A 22029-nucleotide genomic window follows, 5' to 3' on the forward strand; every position below is an offset into this window, starting at 1 on the left:
GGGTTTGTATTCTCCTCTCTGGCTCCTTATTCCTTATTTGGCCTTTTTTTCTATAGCTACATACTTAACTTAGATTTATAGATTTAATTTTTTTTGTGCTCGCCTCTTACCCTTAGTCTGTTAATCTTAATCTGTTATCGATATTCAAGAGCAAATTTAAGTATGTATTTTTAAATTTTATTAAGATACTTAGATTATATTACTAATTTTGCTGTAACATTACCACACTTATCTACTTTTTGTCAAAAGGTAGACATAACAAAAATTGAGGCAAATGGAATTAAAAATAACAAATGAGATGTTGCTGAAATTTGTAACAACTTGTAAAGTTATAATAATAAAAAAGAAGTAAATTGAATTAAAGAGGTTTTTACCAAGTAAATGCGAGTTGCGATCGCGGGAGCGGGACTAGCCGGTCTTTCCTGTGCCAAATATCTAACAGACATGGGTCATACTCCAATAGTCCTAGAAAGAAGGGACGTTCTTGGAGGAAAGGTAGCAGCCTGGAAAGACGAGGAAGGAGACTGGTACGAGACTGGTCTACATATATTTTTTGGAGCCTATCCAAATATGTTGCAGCTATTCAAAGAACTAAATATAGAGGATAGACTGCAATGGAAACAGCACACGATGATTTTTAATCAGCCAGAAAAACCAGGAACATACTCTAGATTTGATTTTCCTGATATTCCAGCACCTTTGAATGGAGTTGTGGCTATTCTCCGCAATAATGATATGCTAACCTGGCCAGAAAAAATTAGATTTGGTATAGGTCTGATTCCAGCTATGCTTCAAGGCCAGGAATATGTGGAAAAAATGGACAGATACACCTTCTCAGAATGGTTGAAAAAACAGAATGTTCCTCCAAGAGTAGAGAAAGAAGTATTCATCGCTATGTCAAAAGCGTTGAATTTTATTGGACCAGAGGAAATATCCTCAACTGTAATTCTCACAGCTCTAAACCGTTTTCTCCAAGAAAAAAATGGCTCTAAAATGGCCTTTTTAGATGGTTCGCCGACAGAGCGATTATGTCAACCTCTGGTAGATTATATTACTAAGGGAGGTGGAGAAGTAGAGTTAAATGCACCGATAAAGGAATTTTTACTGAACGATGATGGTAAAGTCAGTGGATTTCTAATCAGAGGATTAAATGGATCTGAAGATCGAGTCATAACTGCTGATGCTTATGTATCAGCAATGCCAGTCGATCCACTCAAAACAATGTTACCTAAACCTTGGCAGCAGATGGAATACTTCCAAAAGCTCAATGGTCTTGAAGGTGTACCAGTAATTAATCTACATCTATGGTTCGATCGCAAACTAACAGATATAGACCATCTACTGTTTTCACGCTCACCTCTACTAAGTGTCTATGCAGATATGAGTAACACATGTCGTGAATATGCTAATCCCGATCGTTCCATGTTGGAATTAGTATTAGCACCCGCCAAAGATTGGATTTCTAAATCCGACCAAGAAATAATCGCAGCCACAATGGCAGAGTTGGAAAAATTATTTCCCCATCACTTTACAGGAAATTCTCCAGCTAAGTTGTTGAAATCTCACGTTGTCAAAACGCCCCGCTCTGTATATAAAGCTACCTCCGGTCGCCAAGATTGTCGCCCTTCCCAAGTAACACCAATTGCAAATTTCTTCCTTACAGGAGACTATACTATGCAGCGCTATCTAGCTAGCATGGAAGGAGCTGTACTTTCTGGAAAGCTGACAGCGCAGGCGATTGCTCAGGCCAGCTCCGCTAACGCTTCTACTCACCTTGAATCTCATGCAAACCTGCAACCAACAACTCCAAAGCCAGCAAAGAATGCTGCAACGGTCTAAATTTTCTCAGCGCATGACTCGTTCATCCCTGGTATCACTAGAAGAGTCTTATGAGCTGTGTCGTCAAGTCACAGCTACCCATTCTAAAACTTTTTATATGGGTACTCAGTTAATGCCAGAAGCTAAACGTAAGGCGATATGGGCAATATATGTCTGGTGTCGTCGTACAGATGAACTGGTTGATGGACCCATGTCAAGTACTACAACTACAGAAACTCTCCAAGAGTGGGAAAAGCATCTAGAATCTATCTTTGCTGGCTATCCACTAGAAGATACAGATGTAGCTTTGGTAGATACTCTATCCAGGTTTCCTTTAGACATACAACCATTTCGAGATATGATCGCGGGTCAGCAAATGGATCTGTACCGCAGTCGCTACGAAACATTTGAAGAACTTGAACTTTACTGTTATCGAGTGGCAGGTACAGTTGGTTTAATGACTATGCCAGTTATGGGAGTCGATCGCTCTAGTTTTGCTGCTCCCTGGAATAAAAAACAACATATGAAATCTCCCACATCAGAGGCGATCGCTTTGGGAATTGCCAATCAACTTACCAATATTCTACGAGATGTAGGAGAAGATGCTCGTCGGGGTCGGATTTATCTTCCTCTAGAAGAATTAGCTTTGTTTGATTATACCGAAGAAGATTTATTGAATGGTGTAATCGATCGACGCTGGCGAGAATTAATGAAATTTCAGATTAACAGAGCACGCAAGTTTTTTGTTGATGCAGAGAAAGGTATTAGGCGTTTGAATCCTGATATTCGTTGGCCTGTTTGGTCAGCTTCTATGCTTTACAGTAAAATTTTAGATGCTATTGAGCGCAATCAATATGATGTGTTCAACCGTCGAGCTTACGTTTCTACCCCTCGAAAGTTAGTATGTTTACCCATAGCATTACTTAGATCGAAAGTGTTATAAGTTTTTGAATTTTTTCTTATAACATATAGTTAGTTTGAATCATAGAGATAAGTGAATTGCAATATGAGGTAGAGCTAAGTTTAACTACAAACATAGTCGTTCCAAGCTTAATTAAATATCAAAATCATGAAACCTATAACTAATTAACTGAAATCTGTCTTGTCTTACAGCGCTTTTCAGATTGATGAACCACATCATCATAACAAAAATCGTTTAAGGGGAAATGGCCATTCGCCTCTACTGTGGTCTACTGAAATGAAAATTGCTGTAGTCAAAAATTAAACTATAAAAAGAGCCTTTGATTTATCATTAAATCGAAGGCTTCAAAGTGACTTTATAAACTTATTAAGATTTTATAGAGCTAGCTACAGTTCCTTGTACAACTATATCTACAATCATTTTAACTTGATAGTCTAATTTACTTTACTTGTTTGTTTTCTTAAGAATTACTGGTAGCTGCTAAACGCTGCTTCAACTGTGTTAACGCATCTGCCCAACGGGGGTCTGGCTGAACTGCATCATTTCCGCTAGAATTAGGATTACTGCTGGTAGTTTTTGATGCTCCTTTATCCTTTTCACGACGATACTTTTTAGCCTTGCCACTGCTTTTGTTTGCAGGTTTTGACTCATCCTCAGTTTTTTCTGACTCGCTCTTATTCTTAGAGCGGGGCAAAGCCTTTTCAATTTTCAAAGGACTTTCTTTAAACTGATAACCATTGTACTTTTCGATAATTTGGTCAGCTTGTTCATCATTTTTGACTGTTACAAAGCCAAAACCACGGCACTTACCAGTTTTACGATCTGTGATCAATTTAGTGCTCACACTATCACCTTCTTCGGCAAAAACTTCTTGCAGTTCTTGACGTTCCATTACTTCTTTAGGTAGATTACCTATATACAAACGAATTGACATACCAATTTCCTCCAGACTTTGACTTGCTTAATGACAATAAAACAAAAACTTTGTTGACTGAGATTGACTGAACACAAACAAAAGAAGAGGGCGCTCAAAAAAAACTGCTCCTGACTCTGAAGTGCGAAAAACCTGAGACAAATATTACTATTTACCGTTCTACTAAACTTACCCAAACTTACCCAAAAGGGTTTTAGAGCTAGCTTCCTGCTTTGCTGACGCAATGCTGCGCGAACATTGAATACCACTGACCGCAGTCTGTAACTTATCTTCGAGAGCAGGCTTAAAATCGGCGGGAACTCCACCTACTAAAATCTATTAATCTACTATGAAAACTTTGCTACTTGATATTTTCCGGACATTCACTTAAGGTTAATGGATTTCTCAATCACCTTTTTACAAGCTACCTATTCTTAAGAGTTTTGTACAGGGTTTCAAGCCTTAATCTAAATTAAATTAGCTTGATTTTTGCTTTTGTGTACCCTAGCAGACAATCAGTTTTTTGTCAAGATTTATTGAGATTTGTCCAAATTTATCCAAATTATTTAACTTCAGTAGTTAGCCCTTAATAAAAAGTGAAATGATCTCCCATTTTCCAATTTGGTTAACTTTAGCAGATAATCTGATTTTATCAGGTTGTTTTTAAACTTTTTAGTCACCACTCAGTCAACAAGGCTATAGGTCTTGCTAAATTACTTCTTTTTGATATTGATTTGCTAAACGCTTATAACCCTAACTTATAAATATAACTTTAAAGCCTGCTAAATTCAAGCAACTCAATTATTACATAGTACATTTATTTTTAGTATACTCCCTACTATTGAAGACCAACTCTTAACCATAATATTTACCTTATTTTCCAAGCAAACCGGAAATGTTCATATTAGATATTTGATTTTTTAACAGACAACATTATATCTGACTAGTATAAACTTATCACAACCCTAAGTCAATAATCTACATATTTTTGAAAAATTTGGCTACCAATATTTTCTTACCAAAAAATTCGGTTTAAAGCCCTATCCTAAAAGAAAAGCTCTATATTATCATCAAGAATGGCTTGAATTTTCTGAGTGTTTCATTAATATTAAAATTAGGATTGACATACCAAAATCCAAAGTCTTAGACTAAAGATACATCAAGATTTATTGATCGTGGCAATCAAGAAAAACATACTTGACATATTTTATATAGGAGTTGTCTGTTCAAGATAAGATTCACTAGCGCTAATGCTAAAAAGCTAGAGAAAAAATGACGTTATATTGTCATGGCAATTATGAGAATAGAACTCAAGCTAAGGAAAAGGCAAGTTAAATTAGAATAATCACACATAATACCGCAAGTATGCGAAAGTCAAGAAAAATCTAATAGCTAAACTATTAAGCAATGTCCACTTATAAGATCGCGAAGGTTCTTAATTAAAAAAAAAGCAGCCGCAATAACTAGCTGGCAGAAATTACTGTGTTGGGAGATTGACACTTACCATGCAAGAATTTTAACTGACAATGAATTTTAGAACTTTGCTGCTGATTAACTAAACCATTATATATATACTACTAAAACTATACTTACTATTAAATAGGATAAGTTTATACATTTCAATAGACGTAATATCTCTACAAACTAATACAAGCCTACATCCTGAAGTTACTTTAGTTAAGCAAATTTAAACTTATAGCTAAATTTAACATTGTTTGTTTAATAGTGCAACCTTTCTTTACATAATCTGATAATTAAAATCTGCCTACATATATCATATAAACTCCCCATATAGAAAAAATACAAGCTACAATAGTTGACCAGACTGGATGGCCATTATTAAGAGATTTACCAGAATCGCCTTTTAAGTTATGGATATCTATCCAAGGAATAGCCCCTCGCCTCCACCAACCAGTAACAGTTATAGACTTACCAACAAGATCTCCATGATTCGTGATCGTAGGCCATAAGTTACCAACAGGACCTAATTGAGAAGAATAATGTAACTTTATCAGTCCTTGTGTTGTTTGTAGAATCAAATCTTGTCCCAAGAAGTTACTCATGCCACTCTTACCAAGAAGTTGACCTTTAAACTGAATTAAATGACTATCTAATGGCAAAGCTTCTAAATCAGTTAATAATTTTAACAAATCAGGATTATACAAAGTTTTGCTTGGTTTAATATCGGGGAAAAAGTGATTAATCCTAATCAAAATACCAATACTAAAACCTATGGCTAAAGAGCCAACTAAAATCGAAATATCTCCCCATAACCAATCAAGTCTCCAAAGACCAACAGCAGAAGAAATTCCACCTATTAACCAAAATAAGCCAGTAAAAAGTAGACCTATTAACATTCCGAAAAAAGGCGCTCCCTGAAGTAAAAGTTTCTGTAAATTAAAACTTGGTGTAGTTAAATATTTCTCTTGTTGATTCCTACTTAACTGATTTTTTTCAATGGCATTAGCATTAATATTTTCTAAATTCAGCTCAGTCTCTAGCTGCCAAAAATTAGCATATAAAGATAATATTTTTAACCGCTCGCCAAGCAAAGGATGGCTATCATTAATTGCCAACCAATGACGATATGGGTTGACAATATCCCAGTTAAAAATTGATTCAAAATTACTATGTGAACAAACACTACCAAAAGTAATAGTTTGATTTATTCCGACTGGCATTAAGAGTTCAAAACTTTCTAATAAATTTCTAATTTTGCCTTGATTTTGTATATCATTAGCCATTCCAATTGTAATTTTAAGAATAGCTCGTGTCAGACCATTAGGATTTCCTGTTAAGTTACAAGCAAGGCGATCGCTATAATAGACTCTTCGACGAGATAACCATAAAATCGGCAATTTTAGCAACCAATATAAGCCATAACTAGGAGTAGAAATTATTGCAGCGAATACTCTAAAACCGGATACTAAAATAGGTAAACAAGATTTGATGAATTCTGGTAAAAAATCAGGTAATCCGCGCTCAACAAAATCTAATACCCAATCTGCCCAAAAAGTTAATTGCCAATAAATAGTGTAAGGAATTTGAAGCATCAAAGTAGCTATAGACATTAACCAAAAATCTCCATTTTTAACATGACTAATTTCCCTGGCATAAATAGTGGCAATTTCATCTTCTGCTAATTTATCTAACAATCCCTGACTAACAACTATTCTGAAAAAACGAGGCAACCATCCATAACTGAATGCTATAGGAACATCTATTGGTAAAATCTTTAATTTAATTTTTTGTATTTTTCGTTTTTGACAAAAGCTACGGAGTAGTTTATTGGCTTCTTTACTGTAATTAATTAGAGTTGTTGTTGGTAAATTTTGGAGACCATAACCAAGGGTTAATAACCCATCAATTAACCAGGGAGAGAAGACAAATAATACTGTGATAAAAATTATAAAATTTCGAGTTGGGTCTCGGTAAAAAATTTGAATTGGTTGGAAATAAGGCAGCCACACTAGGAAATCATTAGTAATATCTAAAGTCAATTTTAATATAGTCAGACTTAGCCAATATAGACTAGCACCCACAACTATTTTTTCTAGCCAAAAAAGTGTTAAGTTAGGATATTTAAGTTGACGACCTCCTTTTGCTCTTCCAGCTTCACGCCATATTATTTTCGATGAGCGATCGCCTGTATCTGTAGGAATATTTGTTGATTTTTTATAGGGTTGATTTGAGGGTTTTGAATTGGAGTTATTAATTTCTGTTGATAAAGGTTGTTTTTGATTTTTTTCTGTATCTATATCATTTTGATTTGACTGATTATGTTTGACAATATCTGAGGGTTGACTAGAATTTTTTACAGAGTTATTTATGTTCGATAAATTAATATTTTTTTGAGATTGTTTTTGATGATTTTTTGCCGAGGCATTTTGCCCTGAAGTGGGATTAAATGGAACAAATCCTGTTTTAATATTTTGTTGTTGATGTGGGGGAGGTAATGGTGGGGTTTTAGGAGTAGGAATAGTTAATTTTTTAGGATTTTTTTGCGGATATCGCTTTAATAATTCTTTGAGGTTACGATGAGCAAAAGTTTGAATTTCATCATTAGAGATTTTTGTTAAATTACAGCATAGGGTAATGGCTTTATCTATTTGTTGAGTTCGTTCATAAGCTACTATTAAACCCATCTTTGCTTTTAACTTTTGCTTCAGGGTTTTTTGTTGAGAAATTATTTCTAGATGAGCGATCGCCTGTGAATATTTTTTTTGTTTAAGAGCAAGTAAGCCAGATTTTAGGGATGGTTTTTCTGGTAAATAACTATCTGTAGCAGAGGGTGTATTATCTATCATTTTAATTTTTGATATTAATATTTTTGATAACTAATTAGTCACCTGCAAAAAAGTAGAACCACTTTACCCATTTATTATTTTTATGTCTTTCTTTAATTTGAAATTTGACTTAAAATTTGCTAGCTCTACTCACTCTTTTTTAGTAATAAGCATTTTCTTTCTGAAGGAAAGCTAACATAAATGGAATACTGCCTCTTATACTAAGGGTGAAAAAAGAATGCTTTTCTTAGGTGAGAAAATTATTAAGTAAGTAATTAATACAGGTAGAATGACCTTTTTGATAATTATTAACCACTTAATGTGTTAATTATTTATATTTTCTTTTGTGGGTTTAATACCCCACAGTTAACAGGGGTGCTTAAAATTGTTTGGGGTTATAAGATAGGGGCGTGACCTGTGGAAGAATATCCATAAGGAATGATACCAATTCCCATGCATTAATGCTATACTTAGGTAACACTTCAGTTATTAAGTAATTAAAAAAAATAGAACATTTTTTTTACTAATTTTAGCCAAGCTAAATGTTAATTATTCTTGTGTTTACTTCCCCTCCTGGGAGGGGCTAGGGGTAGGTCCCATACTCAAGATACGGGTTGAAAAGTTTTTGAGAAATGGTATTAGACCTTATGCCTTCAGCATAAATGCCTTCTGCCTTCTTCAATTATTTAAGTTTGCTGACGAGAAATTATAAACATTCACGCCTTTTTTGTTTTCATTATTCCCAATTTTCCCAGTAACCGACCTAAATAATGTTTCCAAGTATAAGGTTTAAAGACAATACATCTTTTCAGATGGGGAATCCAAACTCTATGTTTATTACCATTTAAGTTAATTAAATAAGCAATATTTTCTATATTCCGGGAATAACCATGAAGAATTTTAACTGGTTCAGCAAAGGCGTTAATAAAACAAAATCTAGCATTCCATTCACTAGGCAAAGGGTACATTCTTGAAGAGGAATTGAGTAAAACTTGTGCGAAAGATGTTTGGTCACTTTCTCGCAAATTACTATTAGATAAAAGCTTACTTGTATAGAGGTCAATCCATTCTTTAAATAACCGATCGTTTGCTTCATTTTTTTTAAAAAGAATTACCCCTGTATTTAATGGTTTACAAGAAACTTTTTGACCTGATTCTAAAATTGGATAGAAAGTATCAACTGGAGCAGGAACTAGGGCAAGATCGAAATATTCTAAAATGTCAAATCCATTTTCACAATCACTGGCAAAAAAAGTATCTGTATCAGCAAAAATAGTTTTTTCATAAGGTGATAAAAAATATAAATGTTTTACCTTGAATAATAATCCTTCATTTTTACAGGTTACTTGTTTATCTACTCGAATAATTTGGTCGAATAAATCTTTATCTTCAGGGTTTTGATTACAAGCTAGTGCAAAAAGGCAGAAGGCAGGATAGCTTTAGTTATCTAGGATAGCTTTAGTTATCTAGGATAGCAGAAGGCAGAAGGGAAGAAAGGTTATTGTACAAGCTTTTGAACCTTTTTTAACTGGTTAGTTATTTCCGCCATCCTGCACTAGAGAGATTTTTATAGATGGATTAATCTTTTTTAAACTTTTAGCAGAATCCCAAGCTTCATCAACATATTTTTTTGCCTGCAGCAACGTAAAAAACGCCAGAATTTGAGTTAGTCATTAGCTTATAACCTAATTTGATTTGATTAAAACATAAATGTGTGAATACTTTTCCGGGTCGCCCTCAATAAGCAGTATTTTTTAGAGTTGATATGTAAGCATTGAGCATTCAGCTATTGCTTTGTAGTCGGTAAAAGCCATTGATAAATTGAGGCAAAATTAAACTTGATGTTGCTGAGTGGTCATAATTTTTAGATTAACTATCAACGCAAAACATAAGTTTTTCAATTTTACCTTCAGCTACTTACCATTACATTTTTACATTTAAGCAACGCCTTAAACTTTACTATTAAAGTACACTCCCTTGACTTTTATATGTAAGCATTCAGTATTCAGCTATTGCCTTGTAGTCGGTAAAAGCCATTGATAAATTGAGGTCAAATTCAATAGTAATAGACGACCGCTAATAGCTGAATTATTACGTTTATATCCCGATAAATCAAGGTATTTACCAAACAATATTACTACTGTCTAATTGTAGATATTAATATATTTGTTAAGCCAATAAAAAAAAGCCTAAAATTAAAACAAATCAACTTAAAACAATATTACTAATTTTGGCAATTAGACACCAGTTATAGATCGAAAATTTTTCTTAAAGTTCTGTATAGCTATATTTCTGCATTACAGGCTGACAAATTACATTGATTTTCTGTATTTCTTCAGCATTTAGTTTTCCCTGTAAATTGCTAGCTCTCGTTGTATTAATAGGTCTGTCAGTCCTGGTTCCTCCTGCCAAATATTTACCAGGATTTTTTTGATAAAAATTCAGTAAATCATCACTCCATTCAATTTCCAAAAAATTAGTTATTTTCGCTAATGTTTCTTTTGTATTTTGGATTAGATCTTCATATTTAGACTCTAAAACATCAAATCCATGATTCTTGAGCAAAATCGGGTATTGGTTTTTATATAACCAATAAATTCCAGCTAATTCAACTTTAGATAATTGAGATAGATACCAATTTTCTAACTCTTTACCAAAAAAAGGTTTGAGTCTTTCTATTTCTTTTATAACACATCGATCGATCCAATCTCCTTGTGAATTAACTAGATTGAGCATCGAAGAAATAGTGCTATGAGGATTTCTAATCGGCCATATTATTTTTGAATTAGGATAAAATCTTTTTAAGAAATCTAGTTTATGAGAATGCTCTAGGATCTTAAAACATGAATAATGATGGTTAATCTGATTAACTGCTAGTCTTTGAGCTGAGGGAAAAGGATATGGACTAGGAAATTCTGTTTCGTCTATACAAGTAATTTGAGGATGTGCATTAAGAATGGATAGTAATAAGGTTGTACCACTTCTTTGACAACCAAAAATAAAAAATAAATTCCCAGAAAATATTGGGCTAAAGTATCTTAATGTAATTGTATTTCTGAGATGATACTTAAATTGTGAAATCATATTTGAATTATATTTAACTAAACATTAATATCGTCAAAGGTCGATAATTTCTATGGACTAGCTAGACTTTTAAAGTATTCTATGCAAGCGGTGAAATTATTAAATTAAGACTATACCATAGGTAAGTATTTCCTGCGGAATGCTGCGCAAATAGCTCTTAGTAGTCAGCACTTCCCTGCGGGATGCTACGCAAACAGCAAATAATAGACTTGTCGCTTTATAACTATAAAAAACTGCTAAACCCTTATCATGTAAGGATTTTAGCAATTTCCAGTGCAAAACGTATGGAATTACTACTGTGTCTTAATTTGAGCGATTTTTTCTATCTATTTAGCGACAACTCTAATAAATAATTCCTTCTAAAGTTGAAGTAGCATACTTTGGCAGTAACTTTTAATTCTCTCTAAATTTTTCAATTACTTTTACCTCTTCCTCTCATCAATAGCTGATACCAAATTGAAATGAAGCTGTATAGAACCCATTTGGTATCTTGATAAATACCAAGTTTTTTTATCTAGGAGTCAGGAGACAGGAGTCAAGAGGGAAAAGGGAAAAGGGAAAAGGGAAGAGGGAAGAGGGAAGAGGGAAGATGTGGGCAGAGATAATACAAAAAATTCAACTCCTTGCTGATGATTTTTCCTCAAAATTGATGCGCGAAAAGACTTGACTACCATAATTATATAGATCTCAAATGGGTTCTATAGAATAATATTTCAAGCAGAATTGACCGCAGATACGCGTAAATAAAGATAGTAGCAATTAATGAATTTCATCATTCTATGCAACCTGATATCAAACTGGTATGATAGCTGAATGCTTATTACCATAGTCATCATATTTTAAGTATTAAAGTAGTCATACAAAATTAATTACACATACTCTAAAGCTAAAAATATGAGGTTGTGCATAAAGAAAATGTGGGAGTTTTTTTGCTTGATTGAGTATTGTTTTTTGTCTTCTTAACATATTCTTATTATCAGTTGATTTCTGGATGAATAGCGATAATGTGCATGAATTGGCACAAGAAATTCTGCTGCTGTTATGGACGTGCAAAAAAATACAAATTTGATTCATAATGCCCATGTTCGTGCATATCGAAACCTAGCATAACTACATCGCTCCTTGGAACTGGAATGACTTGATTACTTATCCCACACTTTACTGATGCACTACCAAATATGATGCTGTAAAAATTACAGAGAATAAAATTAGCTAATTAATTTTGCTTCAGCACTTAAATTGTCTAGGCAATCCAAGGTAAGTCAGAAGTAGAAACCGAACTACAACTAAACTAATTATTCTCAAAATTATTAATCTGAGTGAATATTATTATCAACTATTTAGAGCTAATTTATCAAGTAAATATTAACAGGCTGAATTCCTGGCAATACAAAGGTTTTTGAAGTTATAGCCCAATCATACCTAAATTTCTGAGATTTAGATGACATAAGAGTTTTAGCTAAGTTTACAAATCAGTTCTTACATATCATCTAATTTTTACAAATAACAAATCAATGCATCAAGTAAGGTGAAAAACAGAACATTTAAGTATACTTGAAAAAAACATCTTTTGACAGGCAGATTTACCATGAAAATAATTGTGAAGATTAAAAATTAATAATTAAATTAACGCCAAAATCAAAAACAGCTATTCTCCTGATAATTTAGAATTAGAAAAAACTTGTTGAAATTACCTTATGACCCTGAAACTATACAATACCCTGACTCGTCGCCAAGAAAATTTTGAATCCCTAGAACCAGGCAAAGTTAAAATGTACTGCTGTGGTGTTACAGTATACGACTACTGCCATTTGGGCCATGCTCGTTCGTATATTGCCTGGGACATAATACGTCGATATCTAATGTGGCGGGGCTATCAGGTACGATATGTGCAAAATTTTACTGATATAGATGATAAAATCCTTAATCGGGCCAGAGAAACAGGTACTTCTATGGAGTCGGTGGCCGATCGCTTCACTGAGACTTATTTTGAGGATATGAAACGGTTGAATGTGCTAGAAGCAGACGAATATCCTCGGGCAACTCAGACAATAGATGGAATTCAGCAGTTAATCAACGACTTGGAAAAAAAAGGTTTTGCCTATTCTGCGGGAGGGGATGTCTATTATCAGGTGCGGGAATTTACCGAATATGGGAAATTATCTGGCCGTCGTTTGGAGGAAATGCAAGCTGGTGCAAGTGGCAGAGTTGGAGGAGAAAATTTAGAGACCTCTAAAAAGAAAGACCCATTTGATTTTGCCTTATGGAAAGCAGCAAAACCGGGGGAACCTGCATGGAATTCTCCCTGGGGACAAGGAAGACCAGGTTGGCATATTGAATGTTCTGCAATGGTGCGAGAGTGTTTAGGAGAGACTATTGATATTCATGGTGGTGGGGCGGACTTAATTTTTCCTCATCATGAAAATGAAGTTGCCCAGTCGGAAGCAGTAACTGGAAAGTCTTTAGCTAAATATTGGTTACATAATGGCTTTGTCACAATTAATGGGGAAAAAATGTCAAAGTCCCTCGGTAATTTTACCACGATTCGGGATTTGTTAGACAAACCTGTAGACCCAATGGCTGTAAGAATGTTTGTTTTGACTGCCCAATATCGAAAACCTATTGATTTTACCCCTGAAGCGATCGCTTCTGCGGAAAATGGTTGGAATACGATTAAGGAAGGTATATTATTTGCTTATCAATATGGTTCTCAGTTGGGATGGGAAACGCCAGAAAAAGTATTATCTGAAAAGACAAATTTATTAATTTCTCAAGTCGAACAATTTCAGAAAGCAATGGATGATGATATTAATACTCCTGGTGCTTTAGCTGTTTTATTTGAATTAGCTAAGGAGTTACGTCGAGAGGGCAATATATTAGTACATGAAGGTCAAACTGAAACATCTTTAGAGGAATTACAAAAACAATGGATAACTCTTGTAAAGTTGTCACAAGTATTAGGTTTAGAATTTCAACCAGATCCAGAAATTAATGGTGAAATGGGAGGTTTAAGTGATGCTGAAATTGAGTCTTTAATTCAGCAACGTTTAGCAGCAAAAAAAGCTAAGAATTATTCTGAAGCAGACCGCATTAGAGATGAACTGCAAAGTCAAGGTATTAAACTAATAGACCAACCTGGTGGTGTAACGCGCTGGCATCGAAATTAGTTAATTTACAGCTTATTCGGTGGTTTATGAAATACAGTAGGGATTAGGGAGTAGGGAGTAGGGAGTAGGGAGTAGGGAGTAGGGAGTAGGGAGTAGGGTAGGAAAGAATATAGTTTTTCTAATCCTGAGTATCTTGTTAAATCAGCTTTCATTATTTATTTGGACTCTGAACTACTGTTCCACATTTATCATTTTCTTTGTGGGTTTAATACCCCACCGTCAACGGGGGTGTTCACGCATTACTTGGGGGAGCGAATCCCCATGTAATTTTCCTCCTGTCTCCTGTCTCCTGTCTCCTGTCTCCTTCTTCAAATGGAATATGGAATCTACTGTATTTACAACAAGGAACAAGTTGGTGTTTGACTGATGTTGATGATGAACCGTAAGACAGAGAAATACTTTTCTCACTGTTGCCTGTTGCCTGTTGCCTGCTATACAGCTAAAACTAAGCCAGACTAATGTCAAATTTTTACTCAACAAATTATTAATATGAAACCCGAACAAAGGATTTCTATTTCCCTATCTAATATCGTATTAATTATTAGCAGTTTTTTACTACTAATTCTGCTATGGCAAGTGCGAAGTCTAATTGTACTTTTAATGGTGGCAGTAATTTTAGCTGCATCAATTTCACCATTAGTAAACATCACAGAAAAAATGAAATTCCCCCGTTGGTTAGGGGTAATTATAGTTTATTTAACCCTCATTTCTGGATTGATAAGTGTAGCTTTAACTATTGGTCCACCAGTATTAGATCAAATAGAAAAACTCTTACGCCAATTACCATTATTTTCTGAAAGTATCAGCGATATTTTTGAGGATTTTGTAAGTTCTTTAAATCAAAGTCCTCCTGATTGGATTAATCAAGTTTTTGATACTAAATCTGTCGCCAGTTGGGTAATTCGTTCTAGTCAACAATTATTACTACGTTCTTATAGTTTAACTAAAGGTGTATTGGGAGGAGTAGTTAGTTTAATATTAGCTTTATTTATTTCAGGTTATATGTTAGCAGATAGCAAAACCTTGATTAATGGTTTAGTAAAACTTTTTCCTCAACCTTGGGATAAAAGACTAGAAAATCAAGCTTTTCCTGTTAGTCAAAGAATGGGAGGTTATATTAGAGGGCGTATCATAGTTTCTGCCATTTTAGGTATAGCAACTACCACTGGTTTAGGATTTTTAGGATTGAAAGATTTTTCCCTAGGTTTAGGAGCAATAGCTTCTGTTACAAACTTAATACCTTTTATTGGTCCATTTTTAGGTGCTATCCCGGCTTTAATTGTTGCTATTGCTAAAGGTGGATGGTTATTTTTGTGGGTAATAATTTTGTATTATATTATCCAAAATGTGGAAACTTATGTACTCGATCCTTTACTGGTTGGTTCCTCTGTTGGAGTACATCCTTTATATCAATTACTATCAGTTTTAGTGGGGATTCAATTATTAGGAATTATCGGCGCTTTGATTGTTCCACCTTGGTTCGCTGGAGGTGCTGCTTTGGTAGAAAATTTATATTTAAAACCTAAATTAGAAGCAGAAAATATGCAGCCTCTAGTTACAAATAATGGCGATCATAATTCACCACCCATGACTTCTTGATTTGAGTTTTGAGGTGTTAAGTAATAGGTTGTAGTTTGATAGATAAAAATTATGGCTGTAGCTGATGATTCTTTCAGACAATCAATCTGAAAAGAGCGCAAATTAACTATCAACAAACTTTCTAAAATCTGCTAACTTTTAACTTTAGTTGATATTTCCAAAAAATTGGTAACATTTGTCGCCGATCCGGGGTCCTACCGCTATTCCTTAGTTTCCCGAATTACTACTCCCTACTCCCTAGCACCTCAGGGCTGTTTTATTCTAAACTGTGCCATTTTATGTATTGACGAAACCACATTATTTACAGCTTGAGGAAATTTATCTTTCGCTGTCTGAAAATCAATAAATTCATTGTCAAAATCTAGAATGAAATGACCCTGCTAGAACCTACGGACGTTGCATGCAATGTCCCTACCTAAAACAAACGAATTTTGTACCTCACGCTTTTTGGGAATTGCTATATTAACTATGGGGATTTAAAATTCATAAATTGGTAGTGCTAAACAAGTAATAATTTTTGAATTTTTACTCCTAAAAATTCAATTCAAGGAATATACTAACCAATATCCTTAAGTCTTTCGGACTACCCATAAATTTAGCTCTTCCTATACCAGCACTCCTCGTAGCGGTTGTGCAGAAAATATCTGAGAATTAGTAGATCCTTAAATATGAGTAAGACTTTCATACTTTTTACACAGAGTAAGAAAGTTTTACAAATCATTTAGGATTGCTATATAATTGAAATACTATAGTAATTTCAAATAAAAATGAAACACTTTTTAGGCTGAAAGTCTTTCAAGGCAAGAAATGCTTTTCTCAATCTAAACTTAAATGACTATATATTTTGTTTGCCATATAGTATTAAACATATTTATGAAGATAGTCAAGACGATCAATCCACAAATTTTAAGTATAGCAAGTAATATAATATAAAAGTAGCAAAGATTGACAAGGATGTGGTCAAGAAAGTATTTTGCTCTCTGAATAATTATGTATAGTTCTATATTGTGATAACAAGAAAGCTCTTAACTAGGGAAAATCAGGGGTAATAAATAGTTTTTGGTATCCTTCTCCCGCAGAAAAAAAATGTAACTCTGTTCAAGAAAATTTCGAGGCATGTGGAATGCCGATATTATTTCACAAAGAAGGAAAAAAATGGTGAAGATTCTCTTAGTTGAAGACAATGAAATGAACCGGGACATGTTGTCTAGGCGTCTAACGCGTAGAGGTTTTGAGGTAATTATTGCTGTTGATGGAATTGAAGGTGTCGAGATGTCTAAATCAAAATTACCAGATTTAATTTTAATGGATATGAGTTTGCCAGTTTTAGATGGGTGGCAAGCAGCAAAAAAAATTAAAGATAACTCAGAAACTAGCCATATTCCCATAATAGCAATGACCGCCCATGCTATGGCAGGAGACCGAGAAAAATGTATTGCTGCTGGATGCAATGATTATGATACAAAACCAGTAGAACTTCCCAGATTATTAGACAAGATCAAAAATCTTACAGGTAAAGAACCAAGGAAATGAAGCATGGCCAGGGAAAGATACTGGTTGTAGATGATAATCAAGTCAACCGAGAGCTTTTAGTACGACGACTTAAACGAGAAAGGCATTTAGTCACTGCTGCGATTAATGGGTTTCAAGCTCTAGAAATAATACAGTCCCAACCGTTTGACTTGGTACTACTAGATATTATGATGCCACAAATGAACGGTTATGAAGTCCTCGAAACTCTTAAGTCTGACCCTAAACTACGGCATATCCCAGTAATTATGATTTCAGCAGTGGACGATATTGATAGTATAGTCCGTTGTATCGAATTGGGAGCAGAAGATTATTTGTCCAAGCCTTTTAACCCTACACTGCTAAAGGCGAGAATTAATGCTTGTTTAGAGAAGAAAACATTTCGGGACCAGGAACGGGCCTATTTAAAGGAATTGGCTGAGGAAAAACAAAAGTCAGAAAGGTTGCTATTAAATATTTTACCTGAAGCAATTGCCCAACGCTTAAAGCAGGGAGAGGAAACTATCGCCGATAGCTTTAATGAAGTAACAGTTTTATTTGCAGATTTGGTAGGGTTTACCAAAATATCGGCCAACTTATCTCCCGCCGAACTGGTAGAGTTACTCAATAGTATTTTTTCTGCTTTTGATGAATTGGCGGACAAGTATGGACTAGAGAAAATCAAAACTATTGGTGATGCCTACATGATAGTGGGTGGACTACCAGTTCCAAAAGAGGACCATGCAGAGGCGATCGCAGATATGGCCCTTGAAATGTTAACCAAAATCCAGGAGATTTCTACAAAAGAAGGTAAGTCTTTGCAAGTTCGTATTGGTATTAATACAGGAGCAGTAGAAGCAGGAGTTATTGGGACAAAAAAATTTGCCTATGACCTTTGGGGCGATACAGTAAATACAGCCCACCGGATGGAGTCTCACGGTATACCTGGTGTGATTCAAGTTGCCCAGGCCACTTATGATTGTTTAGCTGACAAATACAGATTTGAGGAACGAGGAGTAATTGATATTAAGGGTAAGGGTAATATGAGGACTTATATACTTCTGGGTAGAAAGGAGTGAAATAGTTCAACAATATTTTCTTGAGATGGGAAGATGGGGAGATGGGGAGATGGGGAGATGGGGTGATGGGTAGTAGTAAAAACAATTACAAATAAATACTTTTGAGTTTTAACTTTTGACTGTCTTGAGTGCGTCTTACATTCTGAGGTTTCCTCAGAATTACGCACTCGCTTTTAACTTCCGCGTAGTGGCACTAGCTAATAATTATTCAAAAGGTTATTCAACCTATATTAATTATTTAATAATTGAAGTTTAATCTAGAGTGTAGCATTAATGCATGATAATTGTTATGCATTGGCAATTAATGTTGACAGTAGTTTGTGACTTTTAGGTATACCAGTCGAAGGAAAGGTTAGGACAGATCGACAACTTAAAACTCAGACAACGTAGGATTTTTACTTCTTCCTTATTTTTTCTTCCTTCTTCCTTCTGCTATAACAGGAAACAGAAATTAAAATTAAGCTTTACTTTCTGACTATTTAAGAAATACTATCAAAAATTGAGCAGCTTACTAATTAGCGACTAATTACTATAAAATATAATTGTCAACCAAAAAATAAACTAGAAAAAATGTTATCAACTACAGAAATACTGATTGGTGCTAAATGGTTTGGTATTGCTACTATTGGATTTTTTATTCTGACAATTATTGGCTTTATTTCCAAATGGGGATTTAGATTTAGATTAGTCGGAGTAACAGGTTTTATGGGGGTGTTAACTGCTGGTTTATTTGGTTTAAGTTTAGGATTATTTACTCGTGTAGAAATTCCGGGAGCAGTTCCATATTCATTGGTTTATGATAATGGCGCAACTCAAACGGTAATAGCTGTTCCTAATACTATTACAGAGTCAGAATTAACAGCAACAATAAAGCAAGCTGCTGGAGATTTATTTTCTCCTGGTCGCCTGGGTGGAAGTGGTCAATTAACTATTAGAATTAGAACAATTATTCATCCTGAAGCGGGAGTTTCAGAACCGCTTTATTTAGGGGAAGTCAAACGTTCTCTTTCTCAACGGGAAGATGAAAATCTAGATATTAAAATATTTCCAGAAATTTTGGCAAAGTTGGAAAGTTATGGCGCTGCACGCAGGCAATAGGCAACAGCGGTGCGACCCCGCGACGACGCCAGTCGCAAGGGAATGCGCACCAAGAGAGGCAACAGGCAACAGGGGGAATAAAAAGCTTATCATATAATACTTTTAGCTATTGGACACCTCCTGCAATGTGTAAATATGCCAGCGCACATTGCTATATCAGAGTCAAAATTTGGAAAGTGAGAGTTAAAAGGTAGGGGAGTGTGGGGAGAAGTAAAAACATTAATAATTAACACACTACTAACTAATAATTATTAAAAAGGTTATTCAACCACAGTTGTCAATCAATGTTGGGGAAAATGCTGTCTAAAACTTAACAGTCTAAGGAAAGGTTAGGACAGATAGACAGCTTAAAACTCAGATAACGTAATACCCTTTCAAGGAAGTTAATGGAAGTTATAAGTCAAAAGTCAAAAGTAAGATTTGATCAGCTCAAAACTTTAATTATGCAGTAATTTCATAAAATTATTTAACATTTAAAGTTTGAAACTATTTGTGAAATATTTAAAGTGAATTTGATATAAGATTTTTCCCTCTTCCCTCTTCCCTCTTCCCTCTTCCCTCTTCCCTCTTCTTTCTTCCTTCTTCCCTCTTCCCTCTTCCTTCTTCTTTCTGCTAATTTAAGGAGATTTTTAACAGATGGTAAAACAGGGAGATTTATTAAAAAGATTATTCAATGCTTTTAAGCCTTTTGAACCTTTGAAACCTGGTAGTCCAGTATATGTTGATTGTCGGGAAGTTCGCGGGGATGGAGATGTTATTATAGACTTAGCTGAAAATATTAAATTATCTGATAATAATACCTATCAACTTTATGCCGGACATCGAGGTGCAGGTAAATCAACGGAACTTTTACGATTGAAAGAACATCTCGAAAATAACGGATATTTTATTGTTTATTTCGCTGCTGATGAACAGGATATTAATCCAGAAGATACAGAATATGCTGATATTTTGTTGGCTTGTACAAGACACTTATTAGAACATTTGAAACAGGCTAATCCTCAGCCTTTACTTGATTGGTTAAAAGGGCGGTGGGGAGATTTAAAAGATTTAGCAAATACGGAAATATCTTTGGAAAGTTTGGCAGTTCAATCACAAATTAGTCAGTACGCTAAACTTACAGCAAATATTAGAGCGGAACCAACATTAAGAAGAAAAATTAGAGACAAAATTAATCCTTATACTGAAAGTTTAATTGAGGCTCTGAATAGTTTTATTCGTGATGGTAAAAAGAAACTTAGTTCTGGTTCTGAACTGGTAATAATTGCTGATAGTTTAGACCGAATTGTGCCAATTGTTCAGCCGGACGGACGTAGCAATCACGATGAAATTTTTGTAGACCGCAGCGCTCAATTGAAGGGTTTAGATTGTCATACAATTTATACAATTCCTATTTCAATGGTCTATTCTAATCAAGCACCAAATCTCAAAATTGAATATGACGACCCACAGGTTTTACCAATGATTATGGTGGAGACTCCAGAGGGGGAAGTTTACGATTTGGGAGTCGCTAAAATTAGGGAAATTATTGATAGACGAGTTAGTGAAGTTAATCCAGATTTATCTTTAGAAACGGATGTATTTGAAAGTCGAGAAGTTTTAGATAGATTTTGTTTAATGAGTGGGGGTCATGTCCGGGATTTAATGTTATTAATGCAAAGTGTAATTAAACGTGCCGGGGGTAAATTACCGATTTCTGCCAAAGTAGTACAAAGAGCTATTACGGAGGCAAGACTTCCTTATAAAAGATCGGTTCAACAAGAAGAATGGCAAATATTAGTTAATGTTTTTCGTTCTAAAAGTATATTAAATAATCAGCAACACCGGGATTTATTGTTTAATCGTTGTTTGCTGGAATATACTTTCTTAGATGAAGAGGGAGAAAAGCAAACTTGGTATGATGTTAATCCTTTAATTAAAGGAGTTCGGGAATTTAAGGAGTTGTTGTAATTAAGCTTTAAAGAAGTCAGCAGTCAGAAGTCGGAAGTTAGAAGTTATTTTTGTAATGGAGATTTTGAGCAATCCTCCAAAAATATTTAGTCAATCAAGGCAGGGTTTTAGACATAATTATTTTGATAAAAAATTAGGATGGGTAAAGGTTATAGCACTTCTCTAATTTATGAAGTACAGTTTTAGATTCCTCCCTCGCCCCCCTTAAAAAGCTATCCCTTACCCATAAGTCTTGAAACCCTTGTGGGGAGCAGGGGAGCAGGGAGCAGGGGAGAAGGGAGAAAAAATCATAGTAGCTAAGTAAAACTACTGAAGTTGTCAAAAAAAAGTATGGAAAAATACATTTTTTCTCCCGAAAAAGCCGAGCCAAGACTTACCCATAACTCGTCTCTAAAGTCAAGCTTTATGTTAAGAAAGATGTGGGTAATGGATAGCTTTTCAAGGGGGATTTAGGGCGATCATAAATGTACTTCATCTTGATGAGAAATGCGATACTCAAATAAATTAATTTTTACCCACCAGAGAATTTTTCATCACAGGATTTCTCTAATTTATAGCGGTTTTTACAAAAGTAGATTACAAAACTTCTGCCCTCTGCCTTCTG

The 22029-nt window shown here is 34.6% G+C and carries 15 protein-coding genes; 10 read left to right on the forward strand and 5 right to left on the reverse strand.

Going from position 1 to position 22029, the window contains the following annotated elements:
- Window positions 1–381: 381 nt before the first annotated feature.
- The 3 genes from pds to F6K18_RS13890 all read left to right on the forward strand — a co-directional run bounded on the left by pds (window position 382) and on the right by F6K18_RS13890 (window position 3043).
- Window positions 382–1839 (forward strand): 15-cis-phytoene desaturase, encoded by a 1458-nt coding sequence (gene pds / locus F6K18_RS13880; protein WP_287521604.1) that lies wholly within the window; start codon window positions 382–384, stop codon window positions 1837–1839.
- A complete protein-coding gene (gene crtB, locus F6K18_RS13885; RefSeq protein WP_287521606.1) occupies window positions 1823–2761 on the forward strand; it encodes a 15-cis-phytoene synthase CrtB in 939 nt (312 codons plus the stop codon). The genes pds and crtB overlap by 17 nt, the downstream gene beginning before the upstream one ends.
- A 159-nt stretch (window positions 2762–2920) precedes the next feature.
- Window positions 2921–3043, forward strand: coding sequence for a hypothetical protein (locus F6K18_RS13890; RefSeq protein WP_287521608.1), 123 nt, complete (start codon window positions 2921–2923; stop codon window positions 3041–3043).
- A gap of 157 nt (window positions 3044–3200) precedes the next feature.
- On the opposite strand, the gene F6K18_RS13895 is transcribed toward F6K18_RS13890, so the two are convergent.
- The 4 genes from F6K18_RS13895 to F6K18_RS13910 form a co-directional block, all read right to left on the reverse strand.
- Window positions 3201–3674, reverse strand: a complete 474-nt coding sequence (locus F6K18_RS13895; RefSeq protein WP_287521610.1) for an RNA-binding protein — start codon at window positions 3672–3674, stop codon at window positions 3201–3203.
- Window positions 3675–5407: 1733 nt separating this feature from the next.
- Window positions 5408–7960, reverse strand: a complete 2553-nt coding sequence (locus F6K18_RS13900; protein ID WP_287521612.1) for a M48 family metalloprotease — start codon at window positions 7958–7960, stop codon at window positions 5408–5410.
- A gap of 695 nt (window positions 7961–8655) precedes the next feature.
- Window positions 8656–8964 carry a hypothetical protein gene (locus F6K18_RS13905; RefSeq protein WP_287521613.1) on the reverse strand — a complete coding sequence of 103 codons (309 nt, stop codon included), beginning with the start codon at window positions 8962–8964 and terminating at the stop codon, window positions 8656–8658.
- 1243 nt (window positions 8965–10207) lie between these two features.
- Window positions 10208–11023 carry a sulfotransferase gene (locus F6K18_RS13910; RefSeq protein ID WP_287521615.1) on the reverse strand — a complete coding sequence of 272 codons (816 nt, stop codon included), beginning with the start codon at window positions 11021–11023 and terminating at the stop codon, window positions 10208–10210.
- Between the two features lie 490 nt (window positions 11024–11513).
- Here F6K18_RS13910 and F6K18_RS13915 point away from each other — a divergent pair, with 490 nt between their 5' ends.
- Together F6K18_RS13915 and cysS are read left to right on the forward strand one after the other, a co-directional pair.
- Window positions 11514–11690, forward strand: coding sequence for a hypothetical protein (locus tag F6K18_RS13915; protein ID WP_287521617.1), 177 nt, complete (start codon window positions 11514–11516; stop codon window positions 11688–11690).
- A gap of 1030 nt (window positions 11691–12720) precedes the next feature.
- The gene (cysS, locus tag F6K18_RS13920; RefSeq protein WP_287521619.1) at window positions 12721–14190 is read left to right on the forward strand and encodes a cysteine--tRNA ligase; all 1470 of its coding nucleotides are present in this window, start codon (window positions 12721–12723) and stop codon (window positions 14188–14190) included.
- A gap of 219 nt (window positions 14191–14409) precedes the next feature.
- Here cysS and F6K18_RS13925 read toward each other — a convergent pair whose 3' ends face one another.
- Window positions 14410–14655, reverse strand: coding sequence for a hypothetical protein (locus F6K18_RS13925; protein WP_287521620.1), 246 nt, complete (start codon window positions 14653–14655; stop codon window positions 14410–14412).
- A 24-nt stretch (window positions 14656–14679) separates the two neighbouring features.
- Here F6K18_RS13925 and F6K18_RS13930 point away from each other — a divergent pair, with 24 nt between their 5' ends.
- The 5 genes from F6K18_RS13930 (at window position 14680) to F6K18_RS13950 (ending at window position 21425) form a co-directional block, all read left to right on the forward strand.
- The gene (locus F6K18_RS13930) at window positions 14680–15789 is read left to right on the forward strand and encodes an AI-2E family transporter (RefSeq protein WP_287521622.1); all 1110 of its coding nucleotides are present in this window, start codon (window positions 14680–14682) and stop codon (window positions 15787–15789) included.
- Window positions 15790–16944: 1155 nt separating this feature from the next.
- Window positions 16945–17322 (forward strand): response regulator, encoded by a 378-nt coding sequence (locus F6K18_RS13935; protein WP_124145811.1) that lies wholly within the window; start codon window positions 16945–16947, stop codon window positions 17320–17322.
- Entirely contained in the window at window positions 17319–18377 is a 1059-nt protein-coding gene (locus tag F6K18_RS13940; protein ID WP_287521624.1) for an adenylate/guanylate cyclase domain-containing protein, read from the forward strand. Before F6K18_RS13935 ends, F6K18_RS13940 begins: the two co-directional genes overlap by 4 nt.
- A gap of 570 nt (window positions 18378–18947) precedes the next feature.
- Complete coding sequence (locus F6K18_RS13945; RefSeq protein WP_124155654.1) at window positions 18948–19475, forward strand: Ycf51 family protein; 528 nt, start codon at window positions 18948–18950, stop codon at window positions 19473–19475.
- Between the two features lie 636 nt (window positions 19476–20111).
- A complete protein-coding gene (locus F6K18_RS13950) occupies window positions 20112–21425 on the forward strand; it encodes an AAA family ATPase (RefSeq protein WP_287521626.1) in 1314 nt (437 codons plus the stop codon).
- Window positions 21426–22029 lie beyond the last annotated feature (604 nt).

This window comes from Okeania sp. SIO2C2, assembly GCF_010692625.1.
In the GTDB taxonomy this organism is placed as follows: Bacteria; Cyanobacteriota; Cyanobacteriia; order Cyanobacteriales; family Microcoleaceae; genus Okeania; species Okeania hirsuta.